This window comes from Salinicoccus halodurans (assembly GCF_900114445.1).
GTDB classification, from domain to species: domain Bacteria; phylum Bacillota; class Bacilli; order Staphylococcales; family Salinicoccaceae; genus Salinicoccus; species Salinicoccus halodurans.
Map to the genome: position 1 here is coordinate 244,937 of NZ_FOTB01000006.1, position 18,767 is coordinate 263,703.

Consider the following 18,767-nt stretch of genomic DNA (forward strand, 5'->3'; position numbering starts at 1 on the left):
TAAAATGAAAACTATGTAAAGATGATCAATAGGTGGAAAGAGGAGAAAACTAATGGAAAAAATAGAGTATCGTTTTGATAAAAAGGAGGTTTCTGATTTTAGAAATTCTAGTTATGGTAAACGATATAATAAATTATTGTTAAAGGATAGCAAAATATATGGATTAGACAGAAATATTAGAGATTTCATTCTTTATACTAGAAAAAAAGAATTAGAATCTTTAAACAAATCTACGAATGTTTGGACATCTACAAAATACTTCTTAGAGAATCATTTCGATATTTTTAATTTTCATGACTTATTTACCAAAGATAAAGGTTTAATAAAATTTTTTATCGTAGTGTCATCTGAACAAGGAAACACAATAGAAAAAATTTGTGAAGATTATAATGTCCATTATAAAATCTATTCATGTACTATAAAAGAAACAAATGTACAAATTTCCATATTTGTTATTTATGCCAAAAATGAGACTGGTAGAGAAATATGGAGACAATGTGAATACGCTGGATTGAGAATTGGTGTTTATAGTTACAGTGATATTACTTCTAAAAGTTTACGCTTCTATAAGATATATAATGGTAGAAGTTTTCCATTGGATAAGCCTGCAACAAATAATTATTATGCTGCTTTAAGTGGGTACAGGAAAGATTTAAGGCATAGCTTTAAATCTAAATGGGAGGCTGATTTTGCAAGATTCTTGGAGTTTCAAAATTTAAACTGGCTTTATGAAGATCCATCATATTTCATTGATACTGGTGGTAAATATTATCTTCCTGATTTTTATATCAAAAAAGGAAATGACAGTGTTCTTGTTGAAATAAAAGGAAGATGGGACAAAAGAAGTTTAAGTCACATAGATTACTCTTTGAGAAAATCGGATAATAATCACTTAATAATCGACTCAGATGTAATTAAGATTTTAACTGATAAATATAAAACAAGTATCCCAAGTTGGGAAACTAATAAAATGAGCTTCGTAAAAAAAGTGGTTCCTGTAGTCGGTACTAATATCGCCAACAGAACACAGTACATAAATAAATTATCAAAGAATGATTCGGTGTGTTTAATAAGAGAAAATAATAATTTATATGATGAGTTTGCTATAATGGTTACTGATGAATTACAAAATCAAATAGGATATATAAAGTCGGAGTGGGCATCTATTATATCTGAATTTATGAATTATGGATTTACGTTTGATTCTAAAATTGAAAAAATCGAAAGAAACTTTATTAATATTTCAATAAAAGTGAGCAATGTTGATTTTAATAAAGTAAATAAAAGTATAATAGATTCGAAAATAAAGTATAAACTTCTTAAAGAGATATTTAGATAATTAAATTTTAAAGTCAGTAAATTTATTAATACAAACGTAGTTATAGATTAACATTATGCACTTTAAACATAAAATTGCAAAGAACGAAGAATAACCCCTCTTTCGGATATTACTCCAATTGAGGGGTTTGTTAAACCATACATCTATGGCAATGACTCCATAGTCGTATTAATGTTTTATGCTATAGTTTGATTATTTTTTTAAACACTACTGCTTATGCGACTTGTCGATAATGATTATTTAACTCTTAATTCCTGACTCGGGTTTTTTCTAGCAATATCTACCAAACCTGCTATAATCATATTTGGAATATACCATACGAGCTGGTGCAGCGGAAACTGCATCAGCTTTTTTATGTATCCCGCCCTCTCGGACGGGTGCAGATAGCACACAAGTGCATGTGTACATATACGTTATTGGCTTTAGCTAAATGTGCCCCACGGCCCATCTTCTCCGACAGCGCCTGTCACACTATCCCATGTGTTGTACGGCAACCACCATGTCTGTCTGTTTTGCTCGTATTCGATCCAAACATGATTACCTTGCCTGCAAAGATATGCGTACTTAATTTTATACCCTGGATATACCCATCCACCTTCTGGATTGCTGACAAACGGCCCGTTCGCCCGACTCATAATTCGGGAACCGCCAACAGTAAATGTACCTTTCGCTTTGATATACTGCGTACCGTAATCATTTGTTTCCCAGTCTCCAACTGTGTATGGCGTTTGTTGCTCATCAGTTTGGCTACCATACAGCTTCAGTTCCTGCCCCACTCTGAGCGTTGTTGGGTCTGCAATGCCATTCCAAGTCATCAAATCATCGGCAGTGAAATCTTCAGTGGCAGCAATACTATAGAGCGTATCGCCTTGCTGCACAATATAGACATCTGGTGTCGGAGATGGAGCGTCCGGCACAGATACTTCTGTTCCACCGGATTCACCAATAATGTCCTCGCCAGTCTCAAGCGCATATTTCGGGCTATACACACTGCATTTCTTCCACTCATACCCCGGATACGCACTGTGGGGGAACATGCCCCCCATCGCAATATTGTCCTGGTCCAGTGCATTGTTCAAATCCGCAAAGGATGCCATCGCTGCATCGGTCAGTTCTTCTTGAGTATAGTCCCCTGCAATCAGAATGCCCATGGAAAGGTCATTACTGTTACCGATGTTTAATGCAAGATTCAAATACACATTATTGCAGAATCTAAAGACTAATATTGCAATGTTAATTACATAAAGAATACTTCACGATTTGATGTGGAGAAACAAGCATGATAGCCTTGCTGGCAATGCCAGATTACTTTTGAGCTCTGGCTTCCTGGCTCTTATTCATGCTTGTAGAGGCTCCATGTCAAATTGATTTAATACTATATATTCTTCCTTGCAAAACTATGTACTATGCCTTTGCAATATTATGTATTTTAAAAATGCAAAACACAACCGACATGATATCCGACGATAGGCAGCGAGTGATTGTAATGGATAACCGCTCTCGGTCCGTCTGGCGTTTCTATAATATTGTGCGGCTCAATCGAGAACTTATATCCAATACATGGCCAATCATGCGTATGCACATGGAACCGGGCAAAGGCTTCAGTCGTGCTCCCTGCAAGCGTTGAAAGTGTGGCACTATGGTGAATGCCTCTTTCAAGCTGCGCAATCGGTGTTTGATAGTGCGGTGCCGCCCATCTTGTCGATTCTGCAAGCTTTCCTCTCATATCTACCAATACACCTTCGAATGTGTCATCATATAGTGCCATTTCTTTTCGGACGAAATAGTCCGCAATGACCAAATCATCTGTGTCTGTCTTGATAACAAGTACTTCATTTTCATAAATCAGCTTATACACGAAGTCTTGCCAAAAGTTTGCCGCACTTTTATCTGTGTTCGGCCGCACATTCAATTTATAGAATAGTGTATTGCTTTGTGCTTTGTTCTCTTTCATCACACGGAATTCACTATCACTGATGGTGCGGCCGATAAAGTTGATACAGGTATCGAGTGCCAAACGTTTCAGGTAGACACGATTTGTCGTTTCAATCGACAATTCAATTTCACTCAAGCGTACTTCTTTGTTTCTATTCATAAAATCTAAGATGCCCACATTGTATTCACCTCCTGCAATCTATCCCAGCATGGCATCCATCATGTCCAGTGATTTATTGATATCTTTCTGGAGCACTTCATCCGAACGATACAGCGCATGCAAGAATGCATGGAAGCCGTCCGTTTTTCGCCTGACGGGGTCTTTCTTGATAAACTCTTTATTGCCATCTTTTCCAATCTTGACCGCGGTATTGTTCGTATTCCACCGCATCAGCGGATTATCGCCCCAGATGACTTGATGGTTATTAAATATCATTTCAACCCTTGGTGATATTTGTGCATGAACTGATTTCATATAGTTGAGAGGCTCCAATTCAATCCCTGCGCCTTGAAATGCCGGGCGGGTGATATCATATCGGAACCGGTCAATCATGACCTTATGCACCCTCAAATTAAGCCGTCTACATTCTTTTTGTATCCATTCGACCATCAGTTCTGGTGCAATCGTTGGTGTATCCACAATAGTGAGATGCCCTTCTTTCTCCCATTCTTCAATCGGTGGTCCAAGCGAAACTTTATCCAGGAACCCACGACGGGCAAATTGATGACTATGCCATATATAGTTATTATCAACACGGAATAAGAAACCAATCGCAGCGAAGTCTACTGTATTGGCGTAATCGACACCAACAACGGCGGTTCTGTTATTAAGTAACGGCATCGGCCGATTGGTTTTCATAATGTCTTCCCAGGTAGCCACAATCTTCTCCAGATCCTCTTCTGGCAAGTTCATACGCTTAGTCATGAATTCAGCACGAGAAGTGCCGTCATAATTAAATTTCATGTATTCCTCTTGAATTTCTTCAAAGAGTATTTCAGCGTATTCACTCATCGGCTGGGAAAACATCGGGTTTGCTTTCTCCCAATTTTTTTGATCAGCTACTTCTTTTTCATCGTCCAGTTTGCAAATAAAAACGAACATCTTAGAATCAGGATGTTCGCCATCTAATATATTATTCGCAATGCGTTTCATGTTATCTAGATAACCATCTCTGACATAACCGTCTGTACCAATGTAGAACTTCCGTGAGTCTTTTTTCTTACCCATACCAGAGGTGTATACATTGACCAGATCAGAGCTTTCATAAGCATGTATTTCATCAAAAATAACGAAGCCCTGGCGCCCACCGTCTTTTGTTTTCGGGTTTGCCGTATGGAACTTAAACTTTGAGTTGGTGCCATTCGATTTGATTTCCAACTTCGTTTTGTAGAATGCTCTTTGAAGTGTGGTTGCGGCATTGATTGAATCATATATTTCTTCAAAGCTTGTTTTTGCCTGTTCTTCGCTGTTCGCTACTACAGAGCCATTATAGTTTTCAATACCATGCAATTCAGATATTAGATAGTGACTGATGACGGATATTAATCCGTTTTTACCACCGCCACGCCCCATCATTATCAGGAACTCTTTATAGTAGCTCCTATTATTATGTGAGTGAAATAAAAATATAAAGCTGATGATGAATTTTTGAAATGGCTGCAAAGGGAAATACCACTTCTCTGCAAACTTGATACATTTGCTGATGTGTTCTTCATCAAAATATAAATCGCCGGATTCAACTCTCTTAAAAATCGATTTTTCAAGCAGTTTTATTAACTTTATTCGCTCGGTATTAAGTACAATATTGTTATTTTTGTAGCTATCAATGTAGTCAGTAACAAAAGAAGGAACACCATTTTTATTAAGAATAGAATTTTCAGCAGTCATGTTAATTCTTCTTCACTGTATTCTGCTTTATTCTTTTCTTGGATTAACTTCAATTCATATTCCTTCATGTATCGATCGATTTCTTTTTTGATATTTAGTAACTGAGCATTGATATTCTTCATGTCACTGATGAGCGGATGGGCTTTCACATAGCTTTGCTCACCATTTTTTATTTCCACAGATGGTCCATCTTTTCTCACCTGCGCCTGCATCTTTCGGAAAAGATTCAGGAGATCCACATACCGTTGGATAATTTCAACAGCACTGTGGTCATCCTGGTCAATCTTGGACAAAAGGTATTTAGAAACATTATCAACTGCTACTGCCATGCTACTCACCTCATTTCTTTGTCAACCCCTCCCCCCCTCTTTTCGTAAGCTGTGAGACCCCCATCATGAGAGATTAATTTATAAAATCTGCGGAGTTGATTCCCCCCATCCGGTTCCCCAGAGGAAATAAAAAGTCGATTCGGTTTGACCCGGGGCATTATGTTCTTATTCTTTTACCACATTTCATCAGCTGACCATTTGTTTTCTTTAGGCTTATGATTTTCTTTCCATCGTTCATGATGCCTTTCATGACATTCAAAACAGACAGTGACTAAATTACTTTCATCAAGTCTAAGATCTGGTCGCTCTTCTAACTCTTTAATGTGATGAACAATTAATGCATTCTTCTTTCGTCCATTACGATTAAGCTCACCTCTATCAATCGTGAGCTTGCCTTTGGCTTTACACCATTGACATTCATTGTTATCTCTTTGTCTAATCTTCTTTCGCATTGCCTTCCATGATTGACTAAGATAAAACTTCTTTCTATCAATCAGTTCATCAAAGTTAAATACCATTCTTTTTCACCTCAACAAGTTAGCCTTACTGCAACACTCATCTGCAAGCCAATATATGGCCATCAAGATGTGGATCACTGTCCTCTCAAGCTGTGACTTATCCTGTTGCCATAACTGATTATCATATGCATCCACTCCTATATAATAAAAGGACGCTCGACTGAGCGCCCTCGTTGATACCATATATATTATTATCTTATCTAATAATGATGAATCCCACAGATCATGTGAGCTTCAGTGTGAGTAAGGAAAACATTCCAGGTTTTACAATGTGTGTGACTGTATAAGCAAAGCGATTTATAGATATACATCTACACTTACTATTATAAAGAGTATCAACAGACAATGTGTCCAGATAAAGTCCGACTTTTCAATAATAGTATTAGAGAATATATAAAATCGATGTATAATGATATATAACAGTAAAGGAGATGATGATATGTACTTTGATGGATTTGATGCAGCAAGAGCTCAGATGGCTTCAGTTAATACCGCAATGAATTATTTAAACAGTCAACGTGATATGGCTATAAGCATTACTAAGTCAGTTCCGATAAATAACAGCATTCAAATATCATATGAGAAATACTTAGCAGAAAGAGAAGGGCTTATAAATCAAGTAAAGGAAATCACATCACCCAAACATTATTTAAGTAATTTCAGTTTTTCTAATGTTCCAGCTTTAGATCACAACTATTTTAATATTGATGTAATCAAAATAAACTTACCTCAGATAAATATTCAAACTGATTTATTTAATTCAATATCCCAAGAATTGACTCGTACTATTAATAAACAGCAAGCATCTGTTATTCAAGTCTTTCGAGAGATTTCTTCCACTATGAATTTGATAAGCGAATTCAACATGCGAACTATTATTTATAATGCATCGACCATACCAATCGATAAGGAAATGGATGAAGATACATTAAATATTTTAGAGAAATATAAAACAGCAATAATAACTGTATCACCTTATATCGTTCACTATTTCATTGGATCAGTTGTATTCGCCTTTATATTCATCCAAATAGTTAGTGATCCATCCGGTTTTTCACTTCTTCTATTTTTACTCCAAAGAATATACGAAAGTGATTCATTGATTAAAGATGATAAAGAAAAATAAGACGAAATTTCGATATCATCTTATTTCTTTTTTCCTAAGAAGAAAGGAGGAGAACTTTGGCGTCTGAACATTCACTCTTTGTTAATCCCTCGTATTCCGATTTTTAAAAACCTTCCTTTTGTACCATCACTAATTTTATACCTGTCAATAACCAATAGAATTGTATCATTGAAATCTTTGTTATATACATTTTTTCCTTGAATACTAATTTCTAGTTTAGGTAATTCATCTACAATTTCAGCGAAATGTAAGTTTGAAAAAAGTATAAATTCTTTTGGTATTGATACATCTAAATATCCATCTGAGGTAATCCCTTTATAAGGTGTCTTAAAGGTTTCTTCTGAATTAAAATCCATTCTAAACATTGACCCGTTTTTACGATGACTAGTAGTCAAGGAATACTGTCCTGGCTTATTTTTTTCTTCTTCAAATAATACATCCCAATAGCCATGTTTATATGTCTTTTTTTGTTCTAATTGATTTACTGGTACTTTAAATGATGTTTTAACAGTCAATTTTTTACCAATTCCCCCAGCATTATAAAGCTTTAAATACGTTTTTTCGTTTGCTATATTCATTTTCCTCCTGAAATCATGAACTGATTTCTCTCTTATAACACTTAATTGTTCTTCATCTGTTGATGCAGTAATGAAATTATAAAGTATAGAATTTACAAATATATCATTTTGAAATTTTGATTCAAATGTAGTTGAATTAAAAATAAAGAATGGATTATCTTTTAAACGCCTATCTGCAGTATTAATATATAATGAAAATCCACTTAGTAATACAGAAACTAGTGCTATTACTGCTGAAAAAATTGAAATTATCAATGATGTTTCCAAAAAATATATCCTCCTTGAAAAATGGTATATAATTATAATAACAAACCATAGACGATATGTTTTCTGATATCCTTCCTATATCAGTATTTACGATAAATTTCTTACTTTTGCAGGTACAAAATATTTTCTGCCATGCTCAATCTTTAAATGTCTGAAATCCATTATATTGTCGCTCATCTTACTCACTCCTTTTCTAATTTCATAAATACCAACCAATGAGTCTTAGACCTCTTGTTACCGAAGAGTGGTTTATATCCAATTGCATTCAAGACTTCTTTTAAGCTTACCTGCTCCTCATTCCATTTGAATATCAGTGTGCCATTTAGTTTGAGGACCCTCATGCACTCGCTGAACCCTTGATGAATGTCTATTGGCCATAAGTCATCCAGCACTCCATATTTCTTAGCAAGCCATGAATCTGAAGTTAGACTAGAAACCGGACACAGTAAATTGAGACAGAAAAAGATACAATGGTATCATATAAAATTTACGGAAGGTGTTCATGATTATGGCTAGAGGCAGGAATTACGATAAACAGATTAAGGCGGAGGCAGTGAGTTTAGTGGTCGATAATGGTAAGACCATTGCTTCAGTGGCCCGTGAATTGGAGATTCCAAAGAGTACCGTGGGCAAGTGGGTCGAGAATTATAAAGACAATGGGACGGATGCATTCATCGGCAGCGGTAACCTGAGCCCAGAGAATCAGAGAGAGCGGGATTTACAGAAACAATTAAGAGATCTGGAGGAAGAGAATAAAATACTAAAAAAGGCTATGCGCATCTTTACCAACGACCAGAAGTGATTTATGGCTTCATCGCAGACCACCGGCACGAATTTCGTGTATCAAAGATGTGCAGCACCCTCGGTGTTTCAAAGGGCGGCTTCTATGAATGGATGGGACGAACAGAATCACCACAGAAGCAACGGAAAGAAGAGATGAAAGATAAGATTCGGCAGATCCACAAGCAATCCAAAGCGCGGTATGGCAGCCCGAAAATCACAGCGATACTCCGTCAGGATGGCATCCGCATTTCCGAACGCACTGTGACGCGTTATATGAAAGAGATGGGCATTCGTTCAAACACAGCGAAGAAATATAAGGCCACCACAAATTCAAAACATAATCTACCGGTTTATCCGAATCTGCTGGATCAGGACTTCAAAGTCAGCGGGCGTGGCGAAGTATGGGTCTCAGATATCACTTACATCCCGACGAAAGAAGGCTGGCTTTACCTGGCGACCGTGATGGATCTGTTTTCCAGGCGCATCATCGGCTGGGCGATGTCTGGCAAAATGACGAAAGACCTGGTAATTCGCGCACTGAAGCGTGCATTTCAGACTCAGGCGCCCACAAAAGGACTGATTCATCATTCCGACAGAGGCAGCCAGTATGCAGCGCTGGACTATCAAGCCTTACTGCGGGCCAACGGTATCACGACCAGCATGAGCCGCAAAGGCAACTGTTACGACAATGCCTATATTGAATCCTTTCACAGTATCATCAAGAAAGAACTGATTCATCATGAGAATTACGCCACCAGAGCAGTCGCAAGCAGGAGCATACTGGAATACATCGTCAGTTTCTATAACTACGAAAGAATACATTCTTATATCGATTATCTGTCACCGATTGAATTCGAAAAACGGTATGCTTAAGTGTCTCAAATTTTAAACGCGAATTTTAAATTTAATACTTGTAAAAAATAAATAAGGCATGAAAATATTACACATTAGATGGATTGTCCCGATTTAATGTGTCCGTATTCTTGACAGAGGTTCATATATATATGAAACCATATAAAAAAGAATGGTCACGTATTGGACACGTAACCACTCTAAACGTTGATATATCAACTGGTTATAACGGAGATGGAGGGATTTGAACCCTCGCGCCGGCAAAACCGACCTACACCCTTAGCAGGGGCGCCTCTTCAGCCACTTGAGTACATCTCCATGGCTCCACAGGTAGGATTCGAACCTACGACCGATCGGTTAACAGCCGATAGCTCTACCACTGAGCTACTGTGGAACAATGTTATTTTTTCAATCGAACATTTACAATTATATCTATTCCCACAGATTATTTCAAGCTTTTCTCAACATGTTTTATATTAAATTTACACTCTGCCTCTGGCTTGCAGACCATTTATATAATTTATATAAGAATGATAGATTGTTTCATTAATTTGGGCGGATTCTCCCCTGCCCAAAGAAGGATATTGGAAATGCATTCCCATCTCTTTCTTTTGATACTTCTCCTTCTGCTGATTAAACCTGTAATGCAACTTAAGTGCATTCAAATACTGATTGTTGAATGAAGAATAAGAAATATCCACTTCAAGTTCTTCATTATTTGAAAACTGTATGCGTGTCATTCCTTTATTATCCCAATATGCCTGTATATGTTTTATATTGAACCAGTTATTTTCATGCACTCTGTCGGAATGTGTACAGAAATATATGTAAGCGCCGAACAAATCTATGATTACAGGAATTTTACTGGTGATATTGGTCAGAGATTTACTCAAATCTTTTCGGGCAAGATAATTTTGTGAATGATTTCTGCAATTTCTTTCTATTAACTTATTCGGAGTCAGTCTGCACTCCATACTGTCTCCATAAGTTTCCCCGATTCTGCTCTCTATATTCCCGTTATTATTAATTGATACGATATACATTGTTTCTTCATTTATCTGATACTGAAGCCGATTCATATTATTCCTCCTCTGTCTAAATATTCTAATTATAGAATATCACATGTTAACTATTTTGTTAACAAAAATATTAATTAATTAAAATTATTGTTAATAAAACCCTTATAGTTGTAATATTACATTAATAAATAATCTAAATATTCAAACTTTGTTTGACCTGCCTCGAAACGTGTTATATAATTTGTAACAACCATTTAGATGAAGGGGGATTTAGGGATGAATAAACAAGTATACCCAGTTAACCAGTTGCGTGTCTTCATCAACACAATCAACGACCTCTCTGCTGAACTCCTGTTGCAAGAAGCGATGGATGAATACAATTGTAAATTATACAATGATAAGATTGAGGAAGCGCTCTTGGCAAAAGATGAGGAAAAGTTCATGAAATACACAAATCTGCTAAAGGAATTGACTGATGAAGATACAGACGACAGCGAATGACGACAAAAAAAGCTGACTTTACATGTACATTGTACATAGAGTAAAGTCAGCTTATTTATATTATGCGACAAGTTCCAATAATTCTTCTCTCGTAATGCGTCCGAGGTAATGGGATATATCCACATCTTTTAAAGCTTCTGCGATCGCTTCCCTGTTATGCTCCACTCCAATCAACTTTTCCTCGATTACATCAATCTCACCAACACCGAAGAAATCACCGAAGATTTTAGCATGTTCAATCCTGCCTTTCTTGACATCCAATCTGACATCAAGCAGACCCGCCGGGAATTTGTGGGATACATTAAAGTTATACTTAGGGTTTTTACCGTAATTCCATTCCCATGTCTGATATTTTTCTGCTGAAAGCTTATTGATTTTCTCCCAGTCTTCATCTGTCAGTACATACTCTTCAATATTCTCTTCCCCATCGAATATATACTCCAGAATTTTGCGTTTGAATTCTTCTATATCGATTTTTTCTTCGAGGAAATCATTAATATTACCGACACGTCCCCTTACTGATTTGACACCTTTGGATTCGATCTTTTTCGGGTTTACTTTCAGTGCATTCTGAACTTCTGAAATATCGCTGTCGAGCATAAGAGTACCATGAGAGAACATTCTGCCCCTCTGGCTGAACATTGCATTCCCTGATACTTTCTTGCCATTGATTTCAAGATCATTTCTGCCTGAAAGCTCTGCAGGTATTCCCATATCATTCAATGCATCCACAATCGGCTGCGTGAATTTTCTGAAGTTATGGAAACTGTTTCCGTCGTCTTCTGTGATGAAGCTGAAATTCAGATTCCCTTCATCATGATATACTGCACCGCCGCCGGAAACACGTCTGACTACTTTGATGCCATGTTCCCTGATATAGGTTTCATTGATTTCTTCTATAGTATTTTGGTTCTTTCCAATGATGATTGATGGCTGATTCACATAGAACAGAAAATATGAATCATCAGTGGGAATCTCGCGCAGTACATACTCTTCCATTGCCAGATTAATCATTGGGTCTGTAATATTATTGTTTGAAATGAACTTCAACTTTTTTCCTCCTCAAAAAAATGACCAGATATTATTATAATAACATTCTGGCCATGACTTTCCATTTATTTAATTATGCTGTCTACAGCATCTCTCGCCTGGTTCACACAATCCGGCAGCCCTACGCCGTAATGAGAGGCTCCTGTAAGTCTGATACCCGGATAGTGCTCTTCCATATATTTTCTGATGGCATCAATTCTTGATTTATGCCCTACTTTATATTGCGGCATGGAGTGTTTTAATTTTGTAACAATGGTAAATTCCGGATCGCCTTCCAAATCCATGATCTTATCCAGATCTTTTCTCGCCAGACGAACGATTTCATCATCATTTTTCTCTTCAACTATAAAATCCCCCGGCCGGCCGACATATGCTCTCAGAAGGGCTTTTCCGTCCGGTGTGGAGTGTTTCCACTTCTTGTTGGTCCATGTACAAGCTGTGATGGAAGTATCCATTCTGCGGGACACTACAAAGCCTGTGCCGTCAATGTCATTCTTTACCTGGTCTTCATCAAATCCCATGACGACAGTTGCTACGCTTGTTGCTCCCATGTGTTTGAAGTACTCAAGTGGAAGGTCATCGAACCACCTCTTGTACTGGAAGTGCGGCGTTGTAATGATGATGTTGTCATAGATCTTCGTCTCACCATTTACCCGGAGGGTGTATGCAGCATCTTTTTTATCAATAGACTCTACGTCACTTTCGAACCGGGCATTGACCCCTCTCTCAGTATTCACTTTTAGGAGCTGGTCAACGAACGATTGCAGACCGTTTTCAAATTGAAGGAACTGTCCCTGTTTTTTGCCTGTCGGCTTTCCGGTTGATTTCGGTTTTTCTGCAATAGCGCCTTTGATGAGACTGCCATATTTCTCTTCCCTTTCTTTGAAATAGGGAAAAGTGGACATCAGACTCAACTCATCAATATTCGTCGCATATATACCTGAAAGCAGGGGCTCAATCATGTTTTCAAGAACATCATCCCCCAGCCTCCTCCGGAAGAATCCGCCTACTGACACATCTGTGTACAGAGGTGCAGGCTTTTTGAAAAGATCCAGTCCGGCTGTCAGTTTGCCACCTGCTGAAACAAGGTCGGTCGTAAGGAACGGACCGAGCTCTGTCGGCACTCCCAGCACAGCTCCTTTGGGGAGTGCTGATAATTTATTGTTTGAATAAATGTAGGATTGCCCGGTTGAATTCCTTACCAGCTCATCTCCCATGCCAATCTCTTCGGCAAGTTCAGTCATTGCCGTCTTTCTTGCCAAATAGGATTCAGGACCGAGTTCAATGGTATACCCATCTCTTCTGTGAGTTCTGATTTTACCGCCGGCACGATTCTCTTTTTCAAACAGATCTATCTCAATATCATCATGTTTGGATAAATAATATGCTGCTGAGAGTCCAGTAATTCCCGCTCCGATTATGGCAACTTTCTTCACTTTAATCAGCCTTCTTTACTACAGTTTATTAATTTCGTTAATCATCGCCTGGATAAAGCGTTCATCCGTATTCGGCATTGCAGGACGGTGATAGCCTGCTCCAACTTCATCACAAACCACTTTACATTCGTAATCGTTGTCATAAAGTACTTCCAGATGCTCACACACGAATCCGACAGGCAGATAGATGAAATGTTTGTAGTCATGTGTTTCATGAAGTTCCCTCGTCAGGTCCTGCACATCCGGTCCGAGCCATGGGTCCGGCGTGTTCCCTTCTGACTGCCAGCCGACATGTACATTTTCCAGGCCGGCATTCTTTTTGATCAACGCTGCTGTTTCTTCCAGCTGATCAGGATATGGGTCATTATGTTCTTTGATCTTCTCAGGAAGGCTGTGCGCGCTCACAATCGTTGCCGTTTGTGACAGTTCCGCTTCAGGGATTTCCGTGATCGCAGATTTCACCGCTTCAGTCCAGAAATCGATGAACGGCTCCTGCTCATAAAATGATTCGACGGATTTTATTTCAATCCCATATTTTTCGCCCTCGGCTTTTGCCCGTTCATTGTATGATCCAACCGAAAATCCCGAGTAATGAGGTGCCAGTACAACGGATACCGCTTCTTTGATTCCATGGTTGCTCATGGATTCAACCGCGTCCTCAATGAATGGATCGATATGCTTCAGTCCGATGAACAGTTCATATTCCACATCATTCTGCGCGGCATTCAGTTTATTGACGAGCGCTTCAGCCTGTCTTTTAGTAGTATCCGCAAGCGGAGATATGCCTCCGATCGCTTCGTAGCGTTCTTTTAAGTCCTGCAGCGCTTCTTCGGAAGGTTTTCTTCCATGTCTGATATGTGTGTAATACGGCTCGATATCCTCCTCCTTATAAGGGGTACCATACGCCATCACTAATAATCCTTTTTTCACTGTCATTCAAAATCACTTTCCTTTGCTGTATTCATGTACAAAAGTAGTCAGTCGTTTCAATGTTTCCGGTTTTACTTCAGGGAACACGCCATGACCCAGATTAAAGATATGGCCGTCATTGTTCCCCTGATCCAGTATCTGTTTAGCCCGCTGCTCTATGATCTCCCAGTCCGCCAGCAGAAGCGCGGGATCAAGGTTGCCTTGAAGGGCTTTCTTCACACCCATGCCGCGTGCTTCTTCGATGGACGTCCTCCAGTCAAGACCCATGACATCCATATGCAATTTATTCCATTCAGGAATAAGATGGGAGGCGCCGATTCCGAAAACGATCACAGGCACATCCATCGCCCTGATGCTGTCGACGATCTGGTTCATATATGGCGCAAGATAATGTGCATAATCCGCTTTGTTCAACGCACCGCCCCAGGAATCGAATATTTGAATGAGGCTCGCTCCGGATTCAACCTGCGCTTTTAAATAACGGATGCTCATATCAGTCAGCTTTTCCATGAGTCTGAACCATGTTTCCGGCTGATTATACATCATAGTTTTCGTCTTATGATAATTTTTTGTAGGACCGCCCTCGATCATATAGCTGGCCACTGTAAACGGTGCCCCGCAAAAACCGATCAAAGGGACATTCAATTTTTCCTTGGTCAGTATCTCTATCGTCTTGTAGACATAATCAAGATCTTTATACGGATCAAGTTCACCAAGTTTTTCAACATCACTGATATGGCGGATTGGATTGTGGATCACAGGACCTACCCCAGCCTTTATCTCCACGTCTATCCCGATTGGTGCCAGTGGTGAAACAATGTCCTTATAGAGCACTGCAGCGTCCACGTTATAATTCTCCACAGGTGTTGCTGTCAAATATGCAGTCAGTTCAGGCTGATGCGTAATTTCCATGAGAGAATATTTTTCTTTGACCTTGTTATACTCGGGCTGACTGCGACCGACCTGTCTCATAAACCAGACAGGAGTATAATCTGTCTTTTCACCTTTTGCCGCTTTGATGATAATATCATTGAACAATGTATTTTCCTCCAATATTCTATATATCACTCAATATTTTAACATACTGTTGATAATTATTATTAATTGCGGCCATAATGTCAAAAAATCGATTTATTTGGATTGCGTTTACCGTCATATGATTTAAGGTATGTAGATACTAAGACTATTTAAGAGGTGAACAGAATGCAACTACATTTAACAACAGGAACACTGAGATACTTGAAAGATATAAGACAGGAACATCCTGAAGTTCATATCGGTGCAATGGGCCAGGATGCTATGCTTTATTATGAAGATGACAAAGAGGATTCAATATTCAATTCCCGCCACACCTATAATATTGACCATTCAAAAGGTGCCTTGGATGATGAAAATGCGACATCAGCACATTTCATCCCTATTCCTGATAATAAGAAGGGTTCGATGCACGGCCATATTGCCGACTTGGAAAGTGCATTGCAGAACACGAATGGTGTAATGGCGTACCGGATTGGCGAGGCTATCAATGATGAGTCATTTGTCGTCCTGATTCAATGGGCCGGAGCATCCACATACAGTGATTTCAAACACACGGATGATTACAGGTCCTACCTCAGCAGCGAAGCATTGAAAAAATTCCGGACAGCCGAATCTTTATTCCATCAATCCATCTCCGCAAGGTTCTTCCTTCCTTTGAAAGACAATGAAGAAGACTCGGAAAACCCCGAAGACGAATTTTAAGCGACTGAAGTATCAGTCGCTTAATTCCTGCTCTTTTTTATATACGGTTCTGCTGAATATCCTGTTTGTCAAATATCCCCAGACAGGGAAGACCACTGCGATATAGAAGAGTGCCGGATGGATAGCTGCGAATATGATACCGAATATCAGAGATATGACGAACACTGATTTATGTGAGTAAGTGACATAGCTTCTCTGTATGAATGTCCTGTCCACGGGCCAGACTTTCGGCCAGAGCAGATAGGCCTGGGCGGAATAGATCTGGGACATCTGAAGGACGATGACATATATGCCGAATAATCCGATGACGACGGACAAGTATATATTACCCATCCATACCATTATAATGCCGAAAAGTATGATGAGCCTCAAAATGATCATCGGCAGGTCATGATCCCGTGCAAAGGTTCTGTAAAATAAGAACTCATACATTTTTTCCTTATTGAAAGATGCGCCTTTCGGCTTCCACAATAATGGATCCAGATATTTCCTTCTTTTAAACTGCTTTTCAAGATGGCTGACATTCGTAAACATGGAAACATTCCTGTAATAACGGTTAAGCTGCACCTCCTCATGTTCTATATATGCATTCCAATCCAAATAGCGGTGTTCCCGCCTCTTTACATACTTACCCATTGCAAACAGCAATATCAGTGAAAGTACCAGCCATGCCGGATGCTGCAGCACAAGCATCAGGCTGAGTATATTCACGATGAAAAGGACGGGCGTCATGCCTATCCTTGAAATCTGGGTGTTTATGGCACGCTTATTTATATGGAAATTGGCAATATAATGAAGCAGGGATAACAGTAAAAACAATGATATTACGAATGTATCATGGCCAACCGTCAATATCAGCAGGGCAACCACTGCACCAGTGATCACTTTCGATATACCGAGCATCAAAGAGTACCGGCCGGCATCTTTGAAATAGGCATCCATGCGTGTTTCATACGGCAGCAGAAAGATACCATCCGCAGGTTTCAGGAGCGAGCGGTACCCTGGTAATAAAAGCATGCTCATCAGAAGAGCCGCAATCATATCCAGCCATATTGAAGACTCCAGTGTCTGAAGTAAACCAAGCAGTGAATAAAGGAACACACCGCCTGCGATTGTAAGAAAGATCAGAAAGTGGCTGTTGAAGATAAATTTACTATAATAGCTGCGGCGCTTGATGTCCGCATTCATCCTGGGTTTAAAAAGAGTATCAGGCATTGTCTATGCCGCCTCCTGTGATCTTGAGATATACTTCATCAAGTGAGGCGCCATGCATGTTGAATTCATCCCTCAGTGCATCGAGACTGCCTTCTGCCACCATTTTACCGTTGTCAATGATTGCAAAGCGATCACAATATTTTTCTGCTGTAGCCAGAATATGTGTACTCATCAATATGGAACGGCCGCCGTTTCTTTCTTCAACCATCAGATCAATCAGGGAATCTATACCCAGGGGATCCAAACCTAGAAATGGCTCATCGATGATGTACAGATCCGGTCTGGCCAAAAAAGCACAGACCAGCATCACTTTCTGCTTCATACCTTTGGAGAAATGAGTCGGGAACATGTTGATTTTTGTATCCAGCCTGAATATTTTAAGGAGATCGCCTGCCCTTTCCAGTGCTGTCTCCTCGCCAATACCGTATGCCATTGCTGTCATCTGTATATGTTCTTTCAATGTCAGCTCTTCATACAATACCGGTGTTTCCGGTATGTATGCCAGATGTCTCCTGTAATCTTCTGCATTTTCACCGATTGTGATGCCGTCTACACGTATTTCTCCTGAGTGCGGCCGTAATAATCCAAGAATATGTTTAATGGTCGTACTCTTGCCGGCACCGTTCAAACCTATAAGACCGACAATTTCACCTTTGTTTATGTTCAGCGATACATCATGTATAACAGGCGTCTTCGAATATCCACCCGTTAAATGTTCTATTTGCAGTACCATAACCGACTTCCTTTTATTTGTGATCATTTATTTGTATACTTGTATTAAAATTAATATATCATAACTGAACAATGGAGGTACAATGAATGAGCAAAACAATCTTTGAGAAAATAGCCGACCATGAAATCCCTTCGAACATCGTATACGAAGACGATGTGTGCGTTGCATTTACAGATGCTTTTCCGCTTTCAAAAGGACATACGCTCGTAATACCAAGGAAACCGGTTGAAAATATTTATGATCTGGATGAAAAAACCGGTGCACATATCATGAAAGTGATCACTGAAGTTGCAAACGCGATCAAAACAGCCTTTAATCCGGCTGGACTGAACGTCGTCCAGAATAATGGCGAGTATGCTTCCCAGACGGTCTTCCATATTCACTTCCATCTTATTCCAAGATATGAAAGTGAATATGACGGGTTCAGTTACAACTGGAATCAGGATCCTGACGAGCGCAGTGATCAACAGAAAAAAGAAATAGAAGACGCCATTAAAAATCAGTTGAATGTATAATACTTTCATGGTT

Annotated in this window: 19 protein-coding genes, 2 tRNA genes and 1 pseudogene; 6 read left to right on the top strand and 16 right to left on the bottom strand. The window is 39.1% G+C overall.

Annotation, left to right across the window (positions count from 1 at the left end):
* Window positions 1–52: 52 nt before the first annotated feature.
* Window positions 53–1,339 (top strand): HIRAN domain-containing protein, encoded by a 1,287-nt coding sequence (locus BM271_RS13615; RefSeq protein ID WP_052749885.1) that lies wholly within the window; start codon window positions 53–55, stop codon window positions 1,337–1,339.
* 422 nt (window positions 1,340–1,761) lie between these two features.
* Here the strand turns inward: BM271_RS13615 and BM271_RS13620 are convergent, their stop codons facing one another.
* The 5 genes from BM271_RS13620 to BM271_RS13640 form a co-directional block, all read right to left on the bottom strand.
* Window positions 1,762–2,532, bottom strand: a complete 771-nt coding sequence (locus BM271_RS13620) for a LysM peptidoglycan-binding domain-containing protein (RefSeq protein WP_143544954.1) — start codon at window positions 2,530–2,532, stop codon at window positions 1,762–1,764.
* A gap of 236 nt (window positions 2,533–2,768) precedes the next feature.
* Complete coding sequence (locus BM271_RS13625) at window positions 2,769–3,452, bottom strand: phage portal family protein (RefSeq protein ID WP_046790597.1); 684 nt, start codon at window positions 3,450–3,452, stop codon at window positions 2,769–2,771.
* A 21-nt stretch (window positions 3,453–3,473) separates the two neighbouring features.
* The gene (locus BM271_RS13630; RefSeq protein WP_046790598.1) at window positions 3,474–5,162 is read right to left on the bottom strand and encodes a terminase TerL endonuclease subunit; all 1,689 of its coding nucleotides are present in this window, start codon (window positions 5,160–5,162) and stop codon (window positions 3,474–3,476) included.
* Window positions 5,159–5,491 carry a P27 family phage terminase small subunit gene (locus BM271_RS13635; protein WP_052749887.1) on the bottom strand — a complete coding sequence of 111 codons (333 nt, stop codon included), beginning with the start codon at window positions 5,489–5,491 and terminating at the stop codon, window positions 5,159–5,161. The genes BM271_RS13630 and BM271_RS13635 overlap by 4 nt, the downstream gene beginning before the upstream one ends.
* A 173-nt stretch (window positions 5,492–5,664) precedes the next feature.
* Window positions 5,665–6,009: an HNH endonuclease gene (locus BM271_RS13640; protein ID WP_046790599.1), complete on the bottom strand. Its 345-nt coding sequence runs from the start codon at window positions 6,007–6,009 to the stop codon at window positions 5,665–5,667.
* Between the two features lie 439 nt (window positions 6,010–6,448).
* Here BM271_RS13640 and BM271_RS13645 point away from each other — a divergent pair, with 439 nt between their 5' ends.
* Window positions 6,449–7,135, top strand: coding sequence for a hypothetical protein (locus BM271_RS13645; protein ID WP_046790600.1), 687 nt, complete (start codon window positions 6,449–6,451; stop codon window positions 7,133–7,135).
* Between the two features lie 71 nt (window positions 7,136–7,206).
* Here BM271_RS13645 and BM271_RS13650 read toward each other — a convergent pair whose 3' ends face one another.
* Window positions 7,207–7,980: a hypothetical protein gene (locus BM271_RS13650; protein WP_046790601.1), complete on the bottom strand. Its 774-nt coding sequence runs from the start codon at window positions 7,978–7,980 to the stop codon at window positions 7,207–7,209.
* Between the two features lie 182 nt (window positions 7,981–8,162).
* A pseudogene (locus BM271_RS14545) lies at window positions 8,163–8,396 on the bottom strand (SAM-dependent methyltransferase); the annotation flags it as partial.
* Between the two features lie 92 nt (window positions 8,397–8,488).
* Here BM271_RS14545 and BM271_RS13665 point away from each other — a divergent pair.
* Window positions 8,489–9,636 (top strand): IS3 family transposase gene (locus BM271_RS13665; RefSeq protein WP_268794023.1). Its coding sequence is split into 2 segments (ribosomal slippage): window positions 8,489–8,753 and window positions 8,753–9,636, totalling 1,149 coding nucleotides; the frame shifts between segments, so codons are not numbered across the junction.
* A 208-nt stretch (window positions 9,637–9,844) separates the two neighbouring features.
* Here BM271_RS13665 and BM271_RS13670 read toward each other — a convergent pair.
* From BM271_RS13670 to BM271_RS13680, 3 genes are all read right to left on the bottom strand, one after another.
* A tRNA-Ser gene (locus BM271_RS13670) sits at window positions 9,845–9,933 on the bottom strand.
* 1 nt (window position 9,934) lies between these two features.
* Window positions 9,935–10,009: transfer RNA gene (locus BM271_RS13675), tRNA-Asn, on the bottom strand.
* A gap of 88 nt (window positions 10,010–10,097) precedes the next feature.
* Entirely contained in the window at window positions 10,098–10,694 is a 597-nt protein-coding gene (locus BM271_RS13680) for a competence protein ComK (RefSeq protein ID WP_046790604.1), read from the bottom strand.
* Between the two features lie 216 nt (window positions 10,695–10,910).
* Between BM271_RS13680 and BM271_RS13685 the strand changes: the two genes are divergently transcribed.
* Entirely contained in the window at window positions 10,911–11,135 is a 225-nt protein-coding gene (locus BM271_RS13685) for a hypothetical protein (RefSeq protein WP_046790605.1), read from the top strand.
* Between the two features lie 60 nt (window positions 11,136–11,195).
* Here BM271_RS13685 and BM271_RS13690 read toward each other — a convergent pair whose 3' ends face one another.
* The 4 genes from BM271_RS13690 to hemE all read right to left on the bottom strand — a co-directional run bounded on the left by BM271_RS13690 (window position 11,196) and on the right by hemE (window position 15,589).
* Window positions 11,196–12,185 carry a lipoate--protein ligase gene (locus tag BM271_RS13690; RefSeq protein WP_046790606.1) on the bottom strand — a complete coding sequence of 330 codons (990 nt, stop codon included), beginning with the start codon at window positions 12,183–12,185 and terminating at the stop codon, window positions 11,196–11,198.
* 65 nt (window positions 12,186–12,250) lie between these two features.
* A complete protein-coding gene (gene hemY / locus BM271_RS13695; protein WP_046790607.1) occupies window positions 12,251–13,621 on the bottom strand; it encodes a protoporphyrinogen oxidase in 1,371 nt (456 codons plus the stop codon).
* A gap of 18 nt (window positions 13,622–13,639) precedes the next feature.
* Complete coding sequence (gene hemH / locus BM271_RS13700) at window positions 13,640–14,557, bottom strand: ferrochelatase (protein WP_046790608.1); 918 nt, start codon at window positions 14,555–14,557, stop codon at window positions 13,640–13,642.
* A gap of 6 nt (window positions 14,558–14,563) precedes the next feature.
* A complete protein-coding gene (hemE, locus tag BM271_RS13705; protein ID WP_046790609.1) occupies window positions 14,564–15,589 on the bottom strand; it encodes a uroporphyrinogen decarboxylase in 1,026 nt (341 codons plus the stop codon).
* A 165-nt stretch (window positions 15,590–15,754) separates the two neighbouring features.
* Here hemE and BM271_RS13710 point away from each other — a divergent pair, with 165 nt between their 5' ends.
* A complete protein-coding gene (locus BM271_RS13710; protein WP_046790610.1) occupies window positions 15,755–16,291 on the top strand; it encodes a hypothetical protein in 537 nt (178 codons plus the stop codon).
* A gap of 12 nt (window positions 16,292–16,303) precedes the next feature.
* On the opposite strand, the gene BM271_RS13715 is transcribed toward BM271_RS13710, so the two are convergent.
* Together BM271_RS13715 and BM271_RS13720 are read right to left on the bottom strand one after the other, a co-directional pair.
* Window positions 16,304–17,506: an ABC transporter permease gene (locus BM271_RS13715; protein ID WP_046790611.1), complete on the bottom strand. Its 1,203-nt coding sequence runs from the start codon at window positions 17,504–17,506 to the stop codon at window positions 16,304–16,306.
* On the bottom strand, window positions 17,499–18,239 hold the full coding sequence (locus BM271_RS13720) for an ABC transporter ATP-binding protein (protein ID WP_046790612.1): 741 nt from the start codon (window positions 18,237–18,239) through the stop codon (window positions 17,499–17,501). Before BM271_RS13720 ends, BM271_RS13715 begins: the two co-directional genes overlap by 8 nt.
* 86 nt (window positions 18,240–18,325) lie before the next feature.
* Between BM271_RS13720 and BM271_RS13725 the strand changes: the two genes are divergently transcribed.
* On the top strand, window positions 18,326–18,754 hold the full coding sequence (locus tag BM271_RS13725; protein ID WP_046790613.1) for an HIT family protein: 429 nt from the start codon (window positions 18,326–18,328) through the stop codon (window positions 18,752–18,754).
* Window positions 18,755–18,767 lie beyond the last annotated feature (13 nt).

Bases quoted from the DNA above. Each gene is read 5' to 3' on its own strand.
- BM271_RS13615 (WP_052749885.1), top strand. From the start codon at position 53: ATGGAAAAAATAGAGTATCGTTTTGATAAAAAGGAGGTTTCTGATTTT.
- BM271_RS13630 (WP_046790598.1), bottom strand. From the start codon at position 5,162: ATGACTGCTGAAAATTCTATTCTTAATAAAAATGGTGTTCCTTCTTTT.
- BM271_RS13635 (WP_052749887.1), bottom strand. From the start codon at position 5,491: ATGGCAGTAGCAGTTGATAATGTTTCTAAATACCTTTTGTCCAAGATT.
- BM271_RS13640 (WP_046790599.1), bottom strand. From the start codon at position 6,009: ATGGTATTTAACTTTGATGAACTGATTGATAGAAAGAAGTTTTATCTT.
- BM271_RS13645 (WP_046790600.1), top strand. From the start codon at position 6,449: ATGTACTTTGATGGATTTGATGCAGCAAGAGCTCAGATGGCTTCAGTT.
- BM271_RS13680 (WP_046790604.1), bottom strand. From the start codon at position 10,694: ATGAATCGGCTTCAGTATCAGATAAATGAAGAAACAATGTATATCGTA.
- BM271_RS13685 (WP_046790605.1), top strand. From the start codon at position 10,911: ATGAATAAACAAGTATACCCAGTTAACCAGTTGCGTGTCTTCATCAAC.
- hemH (WP_046790608.1), bottom strand. From the start codon at position 14,557: ATGACAGTGAAAAAAGGATTATTAGTGATGGCGTATGGTACCCCTTAT.
- BM271_RS13710 (WP_046790610.1), top strand. From the start codon at position 15,755: ATGCAACTACATTTAACAACAGGAACACTGAGATACTTGAAAGATATA.
- BM271_RS13715 (WP_046790611.1), bottom strand. From the start codon at position 17,506: ATGCCTGATACTCTTTTTAAACCCAGGATGAATGCGGACATCAAGCGC.
- BM271_RS13720 (WP_046790612.1), bottom strand. From the start codon at position 18,239: ATGGTACTGCAAATAGAACATTTAACGGGTGGATATTCGAAGACGCCT.
- BM271_RS13725 (WP_046790613.1), top strand. From the start codon at position 18,326: ATGAGCAAAACAATCTTTGAGAAAATAGCCGACCATGAAATCCCTTCG.